This window comes from Enterobacter sp. 186315, from assembly GCF_053290175.1.
The window spans coordinates 256,313-270,777 of sequence record NZ_JBPTTK010000001.1; the positions used below are offsets into that span (position 1 = coordinate 256,313).

Genomic DNA, 14,465 nt, shown 5'->3' on the forward strand with positions numbered 1-14,465 from the left:
TGATTGGTATCGGCGTGTAACCATATGTACAACGCCGGGGAAAACCCCGGCGCGGCCTGTTACAGATAGCGTGCGGTGAGGTGTTCGCGGAAGTAGCGGATGTTCAGATCTTCCCCGGTGGCCTGCGTAATCAACTGCGAGGTGGTGAAGCGGCTGCCGTGCTGCCAGATGTTCTGGCGCAGCCAGTCAAACAGGGCGGTGAAATCCCCCTCGGCAATAGATGCCTGAAGCCCCGGCAGCGCGGTGTTCGCCGCGTGGAACAGCTGCGCGGCGTACATCGCCCCGAGGGTGTACGACGGGAAGTAGCCAAAGCCGCCGTCGGTCCAGTGGATGTCCTGCATACAGCCGTTGCGGTAGTTGTCTTTAGTCGACAGCCCGAGCCAGGCCTGCATTTTCTCATCCCACAGCGCCGGAATATCCTCGACCTCGATTTCGCCGTTGATCAGCGCGCGTTCAATCTCATAGCGCAGTACCACGTGCGCCGGATAGCTCACCTCGTCGGCATCGACGCGAATGTAACCCGGCTTGACGCGCTGGTTCCAGGCGATGAAATTCTCTTCGCTGAACGCCGCCTGGCTGCCAAAGCGGGCGTGAACGGCTGGCAGCAGGTGTTTGAGGAAGGCATTGCTGCGGCCGAGCTGCATTTCAAAGAACAGGCTCTGGGATTCGTGAATGGCGGTCGATCGCGCCAGCGCAACCGGCTGGCCAGCCCACGCGCGGGGCAGGTTTTGCTCATAGCGGGCGTGACCGGTTTCGTGAACCACGCCGAACAGGGCGCTGAGGAGTTCGTCTTCATCATAACGGGTAGTGATGCGCACATCTTCCGGCACGCCGCCGCAGAACGGGTGGGCGCTCACGTCCAGACGACCGCCGTTAAAGTCGAAGCCGAGCATCTTCATGGCTTCCAGCCCCAGCTCGCGCTGAACGGCGGTCGGGAAGGGGCCTTGCGGCGGCACGAAGGCCTGTTTGGACTGTTTTTCGACAACGTTCGCCAGCAGATCCGGCAGCCAGGATTTCATGTCCCCGAACAGCACGTCCAGACGGGCGCTGGTCATGTCCGGCTCAAAAATATCCAGCAGCGCATCATACGGAGAGCAGCCTTTGGCGTCGGCGCGCAGGCGCGCCTCTTCGCGGCTGTATTTCACCACCTCTTTCAAATTGGCAGAGAACCCCTGCCAGTCGTTGGCCGGGCGCTGGGTGCGCCAGGCGTGTTCACATTTGCTGCCCGCCAGCGATTTGGCTTCTACCAGCGATTCCGGCAGCAGAGAAGCCTGCTGATAGTGGCGCGTCATTTCGCGCAGGTTAGCCTGCTCAAGGTCGTTCAAATCTTCGTTTTGCGCCGCCGCCAGCCATTCCCCCACTTTTTTGTCGGTCAGGATCTGGTGCTGCAATACGCTCATTTCCGCCAGCGCCTCACCGCGCGCCGCGCTACCGCCCGGCGGCATCATGGTGAACATATCCCAGCTGGCGATGGAGGTGAGGTGGGAGAAGCGGGAGAGTCGCTGGAAGGTGCGGGTGAGTGCCTGATAAGCCACGTTATTTTGCATAGTTATTGTTCTCGTGCGGTTGGATGTGTTGAAGGGAGTGTAACGTGATTTGTGAAGGATTAAAGCTTCTGTGATGGGGGATTATTTCTACAGGCAACGTGCAGTTTGTGAGAATTGCCCGGCGGCGCTGTGCTTGCACGGGCCTACAAAGGATGTAGGCCGGGTAAGCGCAGCGCCACCCGGCAAGAAAGCGGTCAAATACCTGATGGTCCGTTGCCGTTCTGAAAGAGATAAATCACCTTTATTGCATCAGAGAGAACTGAACATAAGGTGTTTTATTTTAAACGTTTATGCAGCCCAGCCCCCACCAGCAGCGCCGCACACAGCATTAGCGCGATAAACCCGCCGACGCCGTTCCAGCCGTAGTTATGCCAGAACACGCCGCCGAGCGTCCCGGCGATGCTGGATCCGAGGTAGTAGCTGAACAGATACAGCGACGACGCCTGGCCTTTGGCGCGGCGGGCGCGGGGGCCGATCCAGCTGCTGGCGACCGAGTGGGCGGCGAAGAACCCGGCGGAGAAAAGCAGCATTCCGGCAAAAATCAGCCACAGGGAGGAGAAAAGCGTCATCAGCAGGCCGAGAAGCATCACGGCGGTTGAGACCAGCATCACCGGGCCGCGGCCGAAGCGCGCGGTCATCGCGCCCGCTTTAGGGGAGCTCCAGGTGCCGGTGAGATAGGCCACCGACAGCAGGCCGACAAAGGCCTGGCTCAGGTGCCACGGCGAGAGCATCAGACGATAGCCGATATAGTTAAACAGCGTCACAAACGAGCCCATCAGCAGGAAGCCGGTCAGAAACAGCAGCGGCAGCCCTTTGTCGCGCCAGTGCAGGCGGAAGTTGATAAACAGGGTTTTAGGCCGCAGGGAGGTCGGGCGGAAGTGGCGCGATTCCGGCAGAATTTTCCAGAACATCAGCGCGGAGGCGAGGGCGAAGCAGCCGATCGCCGCGAGCGCAATGCGCCAGTTAAAGAAGTCGGTGAACACGCCGCTCAGCAGGCGTCCGCTCATCCCGCCGATGGAGTTCCCGCTGATGTAAAGCCCCATCGAAAAGGCGACAAAGCTGGGGTGGATCTCCTCGCTGAGATAGGTCATCCCGACCGCCGCCACGCCGCTGAGCGACAGGCCAATCAGCGCGCGCATCACCAGAATGCCGTGCCAGCTGGTCATCAGGGTTGAAAGCAGCGTACAAATGGAGGCAAGCATCAACGCCGTCACCATTACCTGCTTGCGGCCAATGGCGTCGGAGAGCGGGCCGGTGAAGAGCAGGCCGATAGCCAGCATCCCGGTAGAGATGGAAAGCGAAATACTGCTGCTGGCAGGCGACACGCCAAACTCGTGGGATAAGACGGGCAGGATCGGCTGTACGCAATAGAGCAGGGCAAAGGTTGCGAGACCGGCCGAAAAGAGCGCCAGCGTCACGCGCATAAACTGAGGGGTACCACGTTTTATAAACTGAACCGGCTGCGGCGCTGCGGGTGAATCATCAATATCGCTGGCCGGATCGATATCGACAGTTGTTGTACGGCTCACGCTGTTTCCTTGATTAACATCCCCGTGATTGGCTGGTGACGGGTATGACCACCTCTTCAGGGTAGGAAATTGTAAATATTCTGTCTAATATATTAATAATCTCAAATGATACTTTAAAAATATGAATATCGAGCTGCGTCATCTTCGTTACTTTATCGCCGTGGCGGAGGAGCTGCATTTTGGTCGCGCCGCCGCCCGGCTGAACATCTCCCAGCCGCCGCTGAGCCAGCAAATTCAAACTCTGGAGCAGCAGATCGGCGCGCGTCTGCTGGCGCGAACCAACCGTAGCGTGAGCCTGACGGCGGCCGGAAGGCAGTTTCTGGCGGACAGTCGGCAAATCCTCAGCATGGTCGATGACGCCGCCGCCAGGGCAGAGCGCCTCTATCTGGGGGAAACCGGCGAGCTGCGCATCGGGTTTACCTCGTCAGCCCCCTTTATTAGCGCGGTATCGGCCACGCTGTCGTCGTTTCGCCGCCACTTCCCGGACGTGCATCTCCAGACCCGCGAGATCAACACCCGCGAGCAGATCGCGCCGCTCAACGAAGGCACGCTCGATCTGGGGCTGATGCGTAACACGCAGCTGCCGGATACGCTGGCGTGGGAGGTGATCCTGCGCGAGCCGCTGATGGCGATGATCCCGCACGATCATCCGCTGGCGTCGCGCGCCTCGGTCACTCTCGCCGAGCTGGCGCAGGAGCCGTTTGTGTTTTTCGACCCACAGGTCGGCACCGGGCTGTACGACGATATTCTCGGGCTGATGCGCCGCTACGGGCTCACGCCCACTATTACTCAGGCGGTGGGGGAAGCGATGACGATTATTGGCCTGGTCGCGGCGGGGCTGGGCGTGTCTATTCTTCCGGCCTCCTTTAAGCGCGTTCAGCTGCGCGAAATGCGCTGGCTCACCATTAAAGAGGAGGACGCGGTGTCCGAAATGTGGCTGGTGTGGTCGAAACATCACGAGCAGAGCCAGGCGGCACGGCGTTTTAAAATGCAGCTGATCGCCGCCTCGCGAGAGCGGTTTTTATAGGGAAAAAGGGGCAAAAATGTGCGGTAAATCACATGGCTAAGTAAATATTTGACGAGCGCCATTGAAGTGCTTCACCATAGCCCACAGTTTATTTCGAAGCTCGAAAATAAGGGAGTACGTGGTGGTCGCCGACAGTCAGCCAGGGCATATTGATCAGATTAAGCAGACCAACGCCGGTGCGGTTTACCGCCTGATTGATCAGCTTGGGCCGGTATCGCGTATCGATCTCTCGCGTCTGGCGCAGCTGGCCCCTGCCAGTATCACCAAAATTGTCCGCGAAATGCTTGAAGCCCATCTGGTGCAGGAGACTGAAATCCAGGAGCCCGGCAGCCGTGGTCGTCCGGCGGTTGGGCTGGTAGTAGAAACCGAAGCCTGGCACTACCTGTCATTGCGTATCAGCCGCGGCGAAATCTTCCTGGCCCTGCGCGACCTCAGCAGCAAGCTGGTGGTTGAAGACCGTATGGAGCTGCCGCTCGACGCGGAACAATCCCTTCTCGACGCCATTCTGTCCCATATCGATCAGTTCTTTATTCGCCATCAGCAGCGCCTGGAGCGTCTAACCGCCATTGCCATTACCCTGCCGGGCATTATCGACACGGAAAACGGCATTGTTCACCGGATGCCGTTTTACGAGGGCGTGAAGGAGATGCCGCTGGGCGAGGTGCTGGAAAATCACACCGGGGTGCCGGTTTATATTCAGCATGATATCAGCGCCTGGACGATGGCGGAGGCGCTGTTCGGTGCCTCTCGCGGGGCGCGGGACGTGATTCAGGTGGTTATCGATCATAACGTCGGGGCGGGGGTGATCACCGACGGGCGCCTGCTCCACGCGGGAAGCAGCAGCCTGGTGGAGATTGGCCATACCCAGGTCGATCCTTACGGCAAACGCTGCTACTGTGGCAACCACGGCTGTCTGGAAACGATTGCCAGCGTCGAGAGCGTGCTGGAGCTGGCGCAGATCCGCCTCAGCCAGTCGATGAGCTCATCGCTGCACGGCCAGCCGCTGACGGTGGATTCCCTCTGCGAAGCGGCGCGGCAGGGCGATCTGCTGGCAAAGGACATCATTACCGGTGTCGGTAACAACGTGGGGCGCATTCTCGCCATCATGGTGAATTTGTTTAACCCGCAAAAGATCCTCATTGGCTCGCCGCTCAGCCAGGCGGCGGAGATCCTCTTCCCGGCCATTTCCGACTGCATTTCACAGCAGGCGCTTCCCGCCTACAGCAAGAACATCGCGGTTGAAAGCACGCAGTTCTCTAATCAGGGCACGATGGCCGGCGCCGCGCTGGTGAAAGATGCGATGTACAACGGTTCGTTACTGATCCGCCTGCTGCAAGGCTAACTCATTTCCACAGATGTAAGAAAAATTGCGCTATCTCAAGCCGGGTAGCGTATGCATCCCGTAGACTTCCCCCCACTAAATTATTTACCTGGTTTATATTTTTGAAGCATACCCAAGAGGTGGAATGAGTCATGCTTAAGCGTTTCTTTGTAACGGGTACTGATACCTCTGTCGGCAAGACCGTTGTGTCCCGCGCTTTGCTGCAAGCCCTGGCGGCAAACGGTAAACGTGTAGCAGGGTACAAGCCGGTTGCCAAAGGCAGTAAAGATACGCCGGAAGGACTGCGCAATAAAGACGCTCTGGTTCTGCAAAGCGTTTCCAGCCTGGAATTACCCTACGAGGCCGTTAACCCTATCGCGCTGAGCGAAGACGAGAGCAGCGTGGCGCACAGCGGCCTGATTAACTACGGCCTGCTGTCTGACGGGCTGGCAAACCTGAGCAAACAGGTCGATCACGTTGTGGTTGAAGGTACCGGCGGCTGGCGCAGCCTGATGAACGATTTACGTCCGCTGTCGGAGTGGGTGGTGCAGGAACAGCTGCCGGTGATTATGGTGGTCGGCATTCAGGAAGGGTGCATCAACCATGCGCTGCTGACGGCGCAGGCCATTGCCAACGACGGCCTGCCGCTGATTGGCTGGGTTGCCAACCGCATCAACCCGGGTCTGGCCCATTACGCCGAAATCATCGACGTGCTGAGCAAAAAACTGCCGGGGCCGCTGGTGGGCGAATTGCCTTATCTGCCGCGCGCCGAGCAGCGCGAGTTAGCGTCCTATATCGATCTCGCGGCTTTCGGCAGTGTGTTGTCCGTAGATGGAGTCCTGGCGTAACGTCCGCGACAGCACCGACGCCACCACGCACGCAATCAGTAAACCGGGCAGCAGCGCATACTGCCCGGTCATTTCACAGACCATCAGGGCCGACATAATCGGCGCATGGGTGGTCGCCGCCAGCAGCGTCGCCATCCCCGCCAGCCCCAGTAAAATCGCGGTTTCCGATCCCGGGAACCACAGCGCAAAAACCTGCGCAAACAGCATCCCCGTCGCCATGCCGACAAACAGCGTGGGCGTAAATACCCCGCCCGGCGCGCCTGAACCGCTGCTCGCCAGCACCGCCAGCAGTTTGCAGATAAACACCCCGGCAATCACCGACAGCAGCGGCGGCTCGAGCAAAAACGCCTGCACCACGCTGTAGCCATTGCCCCAGACCTTAGGCGTCAGGAGCGACAGCAGCCCGACGATCAGCCCGCCAAGCGCAAGCTGTAACGGCGGCGACAGGCGCAGGCGCAGAAATAGCGCGTGGCTGGCGGTCATCAGCCACATCAGCAGCGGGCCGCAAACGCCCGCCAGCAGCCCCATGCCCACCAGCAGCGAATAATCCACGCCGCTCAAGGCTTCGCTAAGATGTACCTCATACAGCGTGTTCGCGCCCGGGCTGAGCAGGCGCGTGGTCAGCAGCGCCACCACCGCGGCAATGACCACCGGGCCCAGCGAGGCCAGCATCAGCGTGCCAAAGAGGATCTCTGCGATGAACAGGCTCCCCGCCAGCGGTGCATGGTAGGCGCTCGCCATCCCGGCGGCGGCACCGCAGGCGATCCACAGCTTCCATTCCGATTTTGACGTGAAACGCCGGGCGAAGAACGAGGCCGCCAGCGCCGCCAGCAGGATCATCGCCCCCTCGCGCCCGATGGCGCTGCCGCTGGCGACCACCAGCAGCGAGGCCAGGGATTTCACCAGGCTTGCGCCGTAGTCGAACCGTCCGTCGTCCGTTTCCAGCGCTTCCATATAGTCGGTGGGCGCATGAGGGCGCTGCGCGGTCAGGCGCTGCCATCCCCACAGCAACAGCCCCGCAGCCAGGCCGCCCAGCGCGGGCGTCAGCGCCCGTCGCCATGCGGGTAACGCGGCGGCGGCGTTCACCAGGCTGCCGCTGTCGTTGCTGAGGAACAGCCACTCCAGCAGGTACATGCTGTGGCGAAAGAGGGCAACGGCCAGCGCGGCCAGCACGCCGGTCAGGGAGGCAATCAGCAGTCTGCGAAACATCGCGCGGATGTCGGGATAAGCGTGAAGACGTTGCATGGGTTACGCGTAAACGGGAAAGATACAATATTGTGGCGGGAAAACGAGGGGTTAGCAAAAGCTATAGGTGTGATATGGGCCGAAGCATCGACTTCGGCCCGGGGGTTTTTTAGATCTCGCTATGAATATTCAGCGCACGGCGCGTCCGGCCTGAACTCAGGTACTCGGCAATATAGTCCTGTGAAATTTCACCGTTGTAACGCCCGTCCTCATCGACAATCGGCATCCAGCTGGTGTTGCTCTCGTACAGGCGAGACAGCACCACGCGCAGGTTATCCTCGGCTTTGCCGGTCATGCGGAACGGATGCAGAATATCGGCGCAGGCCCCGCTGGCGTTACGCGCCTCGCGGCGCTTCACGAAGCCAAGCGGTTTACCGTGCTCGTCCACCACGGTGATGGCGCGAATGTCGTTGTCGTCCATCATTGCGAACGCCTCCGGAAGGGGAGTCGATTCGCGCACCGTAATGGTCGGCTGTTGGTCGGTTACGTCGCCCGCAGAGACCAGCAGCAGACGTTTCAGGGTACGGTCCTGGCCGACAAAGGAGCCGACAAATTCGTTCGCCGGTTTCGCCAGCAGCTCGTCCGGGCTGGCGCACTGGACGATTTTCCCCTGGCGGAAGACCGCGATTCGGTCGCCGAGCTTCAGGGCTTCATCAATATCGTGGCTCACCAGCATCACCGTTTTCTTCAGCTTGCGCTGCATCTCCAGGAACTGGTTCTGGATCACCTCGCGGTTGATCGGGTCGACCGCGCCGAAAGGTTCATCCATCAGCAGTACCGGAGGATCCGCCGCCAGGGCGCGAATCACGCCGATACGCTGCTGCTGGCCGCCGGACATTTCGCGCGGATAGCGGTTCAGGAACTTATGCGGATCCATCGCCACCATATCCATCAGCTCTTCCGCGCGGCTTTTGCAGCGGGCTTTGTCCCAGCCCAGCATGCGCGGCACCACGGTGATGTTCTCTTCGATGGTCATGTTCGGGAACAGACCAATCTGCTGGATCACGTAGCCGATGTTGCGGCGCAGGGTCACGGTATCCATCCCGCTGGTGTCTTCGCCGTTAATCAGGATATTACCGCCGCTCGGGGTGATAAGGCGATTGATCATCTTCAGCGTGGTGGTTTTCCCGCAGCCGGACGGGCCAAGCAGGACGCACATTTCCCCTTCGGGCACGTTCAGGTTGACGTTGTCGACGGCCTTAAAGGTCTGGCCGTTTTTCTGTGAAAATTGTTTGGTGAGGTTTTCCAGTTTTATCATTATCGAATCCCCTTCGGAGTCAGCGCGACCTGCAAACGGTGCAGTAACCAGTCAAGCACAATCGCTAAAAGACAAATCATCAGTGCGCCAGCAATCAGCATGCGAATATCGCTGCCGCCAATGCCGTTCAGCAGGAGCAGACCCAGCCCGCCCGCGCCGATCACGGCCGCAATCGCCATGACGCCAATGTTCATTACCACGGCGGTACGGATCCCGCCGAAAATCACCGGCAGCGCCATCGGGATTTCAACCCAGCGCAGACGCTGCCAGAAGGTCATGCCGATACCGCGTCCCGCTTCGCGCAGGCCGGGCGGTATGCTGTCGAGCGCGGTGTGGGTGTTACGCACAATCGGCAGCAGCGAGTAAAGAAACACCGCGGTAATGGCGGGCAGGGCGCCAATGCCCTGGCCGACCAGCGAGAACAGCGGGATCATCAGGCCAAACAGCGCGATAGAAGGAATGGTCAACACGATGGTTGCCACCCCCAGCACCGGGGTTGCGAGCCATTTGTGGCGCACGATTAAAATACCGAGCGGCACGCCGATAATGATCGCCAGCCCCACGGCAAGGGCGACCAGCCACAGGTGTTGCATCGTCAGGGTTAACAGGTAGCCCCAGTTATCAATGATGTAGTGAATGGTATCCATGACGCCTCCTACAGCAACTGTTTGCTACGCAGGAAATCACGGGCGACCTGCTGCGGTGACTGATGATCGATATCCACCTTCTTATTAAGCTCGGTGATAACGTCGTTATTAAGCTGCGCGGAGAGGGTGTTGAGCGCCTCTTCCAGTCCCGGGTTGGCCTCCAGCGTGTCTTTACGCACCACCGGGGTCACCGCGTAGCTCGGGAAGAAGCCCTTGTCATCTTCCAGCACCTTCAGGTCAAAGCCTTTGACGCGCCCGTCGGTGGTGTAGATAAGCCCGGCGTCAACAAAACCATCGCGCACGGCGTTATAGACCAGACCGGGGTCCATCTGGCGGATCTGCGGGCGGTCCAGCTCCAGGTTATAGGCCGCCTGGAGCGGCTTCATGCCGTCGCTGCGTCCGGCAAACTCCAGGTCAAGGCCCAGCAGCCAGTTGTTATCCGGATCGTTTTTACGCACCTGCTCAATCTTCGCCACCATCTCGGACATGGTGTTGATATGTTCCGCCTCGGCGCGTTTACGCTGCATCGCAAAGGCGTAGGTGTTGTTCATATCCGCAGGCTTAAGCCACACCAGACCGTGCTTCGCGTCCAGACGTTTTACCGTGTCGTAAGACTCCTGCGGCGACATGCGCTTGTTGATGTGGTTAAAGATGATCAGGGACGTGCCGGTATATTCCCAGGTCATGTCGATCTGCTTATTGATCATCGCGTTACGGGAAATCACCGTCGCAATGTTGGTCTGCGGCTGTACCTGAAAGCCTTTCTTTTGCAGGTACTGCACGGTCATGGCGGAGAGGATGTGCTGCTCGGTAAAGCTCTTGGTCGCCAGTATCAGCGGGGCCGCCAGCGTCTGGCTGCTAAAGAGCGCTGCGGCAATCAGGGCCGTCAGGCCGGGAAACAGTCTCATAAAAGCTCCTTGTTATAGTTATTTTGCGAGATGCGGGCTCATTACGCGGCCCAGCGCGGCCAGCAGCGTATCCAGAATCAGTGCAAACAGAGCCGTGGCGGCGGCGCCCAAAATCAGGGTCGGGAAGTCGTTAAGGTAGATACCCGGGAAGATCAGCTCGCCGTAGCTGCTGGCACCAATCAGGAAGGCCAGCGGAGCGGTCCCGACGTTGATCGCCGTAGCGATACGAATACCCGAAAGCATCACCGGCCAGGCGTTAGGGATCTCAACCTGACGCAGACGCTGCCATTTGGTCATCCCGATGCCGTTTGCCGCTTCGAGCAACGAGGCCGGCACCGAGCACAGCCCTGCGTAGGTGTTTCGCACTATCGGCAGCAGGGAGGCGAGGAACAGGGCGATAATCGCCGGTTTATCGCCGATGCCGATCACCACCATCGCCAGCGCCAGTACCGCCAGCGGCGGCAGGGTGTTACCGACGTTAAAGATTTGCATCACGTATTCGGCAATGCCTCGCGCCGCCGGGCGACTCAGCAAAATACCGCTTGGGATCCCGACCAGCAGGGCAAAGAACATGGATGAAAAAACCAGAATCAGGTGCTGCTGACCCAGATAAATCAGATCGACCTGACGTGCCTTGATAGTTTCCAGCCCAATTCCCCAGGTGAGGAGGGCGAGCACCGCGATTATCGCGGCGACAAAAAGCGCAGAACGTTTAAGTAATGGGTGCATTGCGGTGTGTCTCCCTGTACGCATGCGTTATAGCAACCACCGGTTGCCTGTTGTTATGCCATGTTTCGGCAGGGGTAATTCAGCTATAGCAAGCGATCGGGAAAGGTTCCAGCGAAGGGGTAAAATCTATAACCCTATGAAAACAGGGTAAAACTGGAGTTAAGCCTTATGGGGTAAGGGCTGGCATGGAGAAGGCAGATAAGTCTTAAAGATAAGATTTAAAAGTGACACGGTCACAAAAAGAACATCACCCGCGCGGGAAAGGTGCGGGTGTGTCGCTTAAATCATGCCGTTATTTCCGTGGCGTAAAAATGCCGGGCGCGCGTTCAGACGTTCAAACCAGGCATCGAGAGCGGGGACGTCGGGGTGGTCAAACGGGGTCATTTTCCAGCGGTTGACCGACAGGCCCAGCACCACGTCCGCCAGGGTAAAAGTATCGCCCGCAACCCACGCGCCGGTGCGCTGAAGCTGCTGCTCAAGGATGTTAACGCAGTGGTTCCACTCAATAATGCCGGCCTTAATGCGCGCCGGATCGTTAAAGGCGGGATCTTTGCGCCCCAGCGCCGGGAAAACGTAGCGCCAGGCGGTGTTAAATTCACTAATCTGCCAGTCCATCCAGCGCTCTACGTTGGCGCAGGCCTGAAGGTCTGTGGGCAGCAGATCATCGCGCCCGGCCTTACGCGCCAGGTAGCGGCAAATGGCGTTGGATTCCCACAGCACAAAATCGCCGTCCAGTAGGACCGGCACCATCGCGTTGGGGTTAAGGGCGAGGAACGCCTCCGTTTCCGTCGAGGCAAAGCCGCTGCCGTAGTCTTCCTGAAGATAGTCGAGACCTGCCTCTTCGCAGGTCCAGAGGACTTTACGCACGTTGATGGAGGTAGTTTTGCCGAGGATGTTAATCATGTCGCCGCTTCTCTTCAAAGTGATGAATCGTCTAAAAACAATACACCAGGGGTGAAGAAAAGCGTCAAAATAATCCGGCGCGTTATTTGTGAAAACGCGAAAGCAGAAAAGTCAGCGCTGCCGCACAGAGGAGCACGATGCCACTCAGTGCAAAAGTACTCTGCCAGCTGTAACGATCGAACACCATACCGCCCGCCGTTGAACCGAGCGCAATGGCGAGCTGGATCACTGCGACCATTAACCCGCCACCGGCTTCGGCATCTTGCGGCTGCGTTCGCGCAATCCATGTCCACCATCCCGTGGGAGCTGCCGTCGCCAGCATCCCCCAGAAGCTTAACAGCAGGGCAACGATCCACAGGCTGTGACCGGCCAGTATCAACACGCCTGCAATGACGGCCATCAGCAGAGAAATGGCGATTAACGTCTGGTAAAACGCCACGTTCAGAACCATGGCAACGAGCAATGTGCCAACAAAACCCGCGACGCCGATGGTGAGTAAAATCAGCGATAGGCCAGAGGGACTGACCTGCGTGACGGTTTCAAGAAACGGCCGTACATAGGTAAACAGCGCAAACTGTCCCATAAAGAACAGGCCGCAGGCCAGCAGACCCACAGAGACCGCTCGCTGACGGAACAAACGAAAAACGCTCCCACGCGAGGCATCGTACTGATTCCCTTTCATACCCGGCAGGCTAAAACACTGCCAGATGAAGGCGACTATCGCCACGGGAACCAGGCACAGGAAGGCACCGCGCCAGCCAATGGTGGCGCCGAGATAGCTCCCCAGTGGGGCTGCCACCACTGTCGCCAGCGCGTTCCCTCCGTTGAAAATCGCCAGCGCGCGCGATACCTGATGCTGCGGAACAAGGCGAATGGCCGTTGCAGCAGACATGGACCAGAACCCACCTATTGCGATACCGATCAGCGCACGGCCTGTCATGTAAACCAGATAGTTTGGGGCGAAAGCGATAATCATCCCCGAGAGCGCCATCAGGATCGTCATGCCCAGCAGAAGGTGTTTGCGGTTCGTATTCCCGGCAAGCCGGGAAAGGAAGAGGCTGGTTAGAACCGCCAGCGCGCCGGAAATCGCGATCCCCTGGCCAGCGAGCCCCTCTGTAACGCCCAAATCTCTGGCAAGGGGCGTGAGCAGGCTGACGGGCATAAATTCCGAGGCAATCAGGACAAATACGCACAGGGTCATGGCAAAAATACCGCCCCAGTGTGCGCGTTCCTCATTCTGTGAGGTGGCAGGGTTCAGAGTGGACATAGTCATCTTTCACGAAGCACCGCCCGCTCAACACGGGCGGCGGAGAGGTTTATTTCAGGCTGGTTTTGAAGAACTGCTCAAACCGGGTGAACGGGATTTTCCCGGCAGCATTGTCGTAAAGATCGACATGGTTTGCGCCCGGAACAATCACCAGTTCCTTCTGCTTGCTGCCGACCGCTTTAAACGCATCTTCTGCAAAGTAGCGGGAGTGCGCCTTTTCACCGGTCACGATAAGCGTCGGGATAGCGATCTCGCCGGCATAGCTCAGCAGCGGCATATTCATAAACGACAGCGGCATTGTTGCGGTCCATGCGCCGGTGGAGTTGACGGAGCGGGCATGGAAGCCGCGCGGCATCCGGTAGTAATCAAAGAACTCCTTGAGTACCGGATTCGGGTTGGCGGGTAACGCTTCCGGCAGAATACGTTCCGCAGCGGTCACCTTGCCGTTGGCATCGACATAGATGTCATGGCCGCCGTGCGCGAAGGTGCCGCGCTCGGCATCTTTCCAGCGCTGCTCGTTCAGATACTGGAGAACGGCGCGGCGGTCAGACGTTGAATAGCGATCTTTGCCGTCGCCCACGCCGTGGCCCATCGCCCGGCTCATGTCGTACATCACGCTGGTGGCGACCGCTTTCACGCGGGTGTCCATGGCTGCCGCGTTCAGCGCCATACCGCCCCAGCCGCAGATCCCGAGAATACCAATGCGGTTACGATCAACTTCTTTCTGCAACCCCAGGAAATCCACCGCCGCGCTAAAGTCTTCGGTATTGATATCCGGAGATGCGACGTTGCGCGGCTGGCCACCGCTTTCGCCCGTATAGGATGGATCGAACGCCAGGGTCACAAACCCATTTTCTGCCAGGGTTTGCGCATACAGGCCGCTGGACTGCTCTTTGACCGCGCCAAATGGCCCACTGACCGCAACCGCCGCCAGCTTGCGGTCGCTGCGGTTTTTGGGAAGATATAGATCGCCCACCAGCGTAATTCCGTAACGGTTCTGGAAAGTCACCTTACGGTGGTCGACTTTATCACTCTCGGCGAAGGTTTTGTCCCAGGTGGTCACCATCGAAACAGGCGCGTTTGGGTTGGTCGTCTCAGCATAGCTCATTGTTGTCACTCCACTTAATGATGCACATAGCAGCATCGCAACGGACAGTTTTTGGGTAAATGTTTTCATAGAAATGAACCCCGGGTTGTTGTGTTGCGGTCATTATAGTTAGCAGAAATAGTGTTGAT

Annotated in this window: 13 protein-coding genes; 3 read left to right on the forward strand and 10 right to left on the reverse strand. The window is 58.8% G+C overall.

Translation table 11 applies throughout. The features are described from left to right. Positions 1 to 59: 59 nt before the first annotated feature. Positions 60 to 1,547, reverse strand: a complete 1,488-nt coding sequence (locus ACSVHP_RS01255; protein WP_447550703.1) for a carboxypeptidase M32 — start codon at positions 1,545 to 1,547, stop codon at positions 60 to 62. 275 nt (positions 1,548 to 1,822) lie between these two features. Continuing rightward, positions 1,823 to 3,076 carry an MFS transporter gene (locus ACSVHP_RS01260; protein ID WP_447550704.1) on the reverse strand — a complete coding sequence of 418 codons (1,254 nt, stop codon included), beginning with the start codon at positions 3,074 to 3,076 and terminating at the stop codon, positions 1,823 to 1,825. Positions 3,077 to 3,197: 121 nt separating this feature from the next. Between ACSVHP_RS01260 and ACSVHP_RS01265 the strand changes: the two genes are divergently transcribed. The 3 genes from ACSVHP_RS01265 (at position 3,198) to bioD (ending at position 6,272) form a co-directional block, all read left to right on the forward strand. After that, positions 3,198 to 4,103, forward strand: coding sequence for a LysR family transcriptional regulator (locus ACSVHP_RS01265; RefSeq protein ID WP_447550705.1), 906 nt, complete (start codon positions 3,198 to 3,200; stop codon positions 4,101 to 4,103). Positions 4,104 to 4,224: 121 nt separating this feature from the next. Continuing rightward, positions 4,225 to 5,445 (forward strand): sugar metabolism global transcriptional regulator Mlc, encoded by a 1,221-nt coding sequence (gene mlc, locus ACSVHP_RS01270; protein WP_234675282.1) that lies wholly within the window; start codon positions 4,225 to 4,227, stop codon positions 5,443 to 5,445. A 131-nt stretch (positions 5,446 to 5,576) separates the two neighbouring features. Further along, complete coding sequence (gene bioD / locus ACSVHP_RS01275; RefSeq protein ID WP_447550706.1) at positions 5,577 to 6,272, forward strand: dethiobiotin synthase; 696 nt, start codon at positions 5,577 to 5,579, stop codon at positions 6,270 to 6,272. On the opposite strand, the gene clcB is transcribed toward bioD, so the two are convergent. The 8 genes from clcB to ACSVHP_RS01315 form a co-directional block, all read right to left on the reverse strand. Continuing rightward, a complete protein-coding gene (clcB, locus tag ACSVHP_RS01280; RefSeq protein ID WP_447550707.1) occupies positions 6,207 to 7,517 on the reverse strand; it encodes a voltage-gated ClC-type chloride channel ClcB in 1,311 nt (436 codons plus the stop codon). The two genes, bioD and clcB, sit on opposite strands and share 66 nt — an antisense overlap. A 109-nt stretch (positions 7,518 to 7,626) precedes the next feature. Then, positions 7,627 to 8,775, reverse strand: coding sequence for an osmoprotectant ABC transporter ATP-binding protein OsmV (osmV, locus tag ACSVHP_RS01285; protein ID WP_234675285.1), 1,149 nt, complete (start codon positions 8,773 to 8,775; stop codon positions 7,627 to 7,629). Next, on the reverse strand, positions 8,775 to 9,422 hold the full coding sequence (gene osmW / locus ACSVHP_RS01290; RefSeq protein WP_234675286.1) for an osmoprotectant ABC transporter permease OsmW: 648 nt from the start codon (positions 9,420 to 9,422) through the stop codon (positions 8,775 to 8,777). Before osmW ends, osmV begins: the two co-directional genes overlap by 1 nt. Before the next feature lie 8 nt (positions 9,423 to 9,430). Then, the gene (osmX, locus tag ACSVHP_RS01295; protein ID WP_417313689.1) at positions 9,431 to 10,330 is read right to left on the reverse strand and encodes an osmoprotectant ABC transporter substrate-binding protein OsmX; all 900 of its coding nucleotides are present in this window, start codon (positions 10,328 to 10,330) and stop codon (positions 9,431 to 9,433) included. 18 nt (positions 10,331 to 10,348) lie between these two features. Then, positions 10,349 to 11,059: an osmoprotectant ABC transporter permease OsmY gene (gene osmY, locus ACSVHP_RS01300; RefSeq protein ID WP_417313690.1), complete on the reverse strand. Its 711-nt coding sequence runs from the start codon at positions 11,057 to 11,059 to the stop codon at positions 10,349 to 10,351. Positions 11,060 to 11,338: 279 nt separating this feature from the next. Continuing rightward, positions 11,339 to 11,962, reverse strand: a complete 624-nt coding sequence (locus ACSVHP_RS01305) for a glutathione S-transferase family protein (protein ID WP_447550708.1) — start codon at positions 11,960 to 11,962, stop codon at positions 11,339 to 11,341. A gap of 82 nt (positions 11,963 to 12,044) precedes the next feature. After that, the gene (locus tag ACSVHP_RS01310) at positions 12,045 to 13,229 is read right to left on the reverse strand and encodes an MFS transporter (RefSeq protein WP_447550867.1); all 1,185 of its coding nucleotides are present in this window, start codon (positions 13,227 to 13,229) and stop codon (positions 12,045 to 12,047) included. A gap of 49 nt (positions 13,230 to 13,278) precedes the next feature. Then, a complete protein-coding gene (locus ACSVHP_RS01315) occupies positions 13,279 to 14,406 on the reverse strand; it encodes an alpha/beta hydrolase (RefSeq protein WP_447550709.1) in 1,128 nt (375 codons plus the stop codon). Between the last annotated feature and the right edge of the window lie 59 nt (positions 14,407 to 14,465).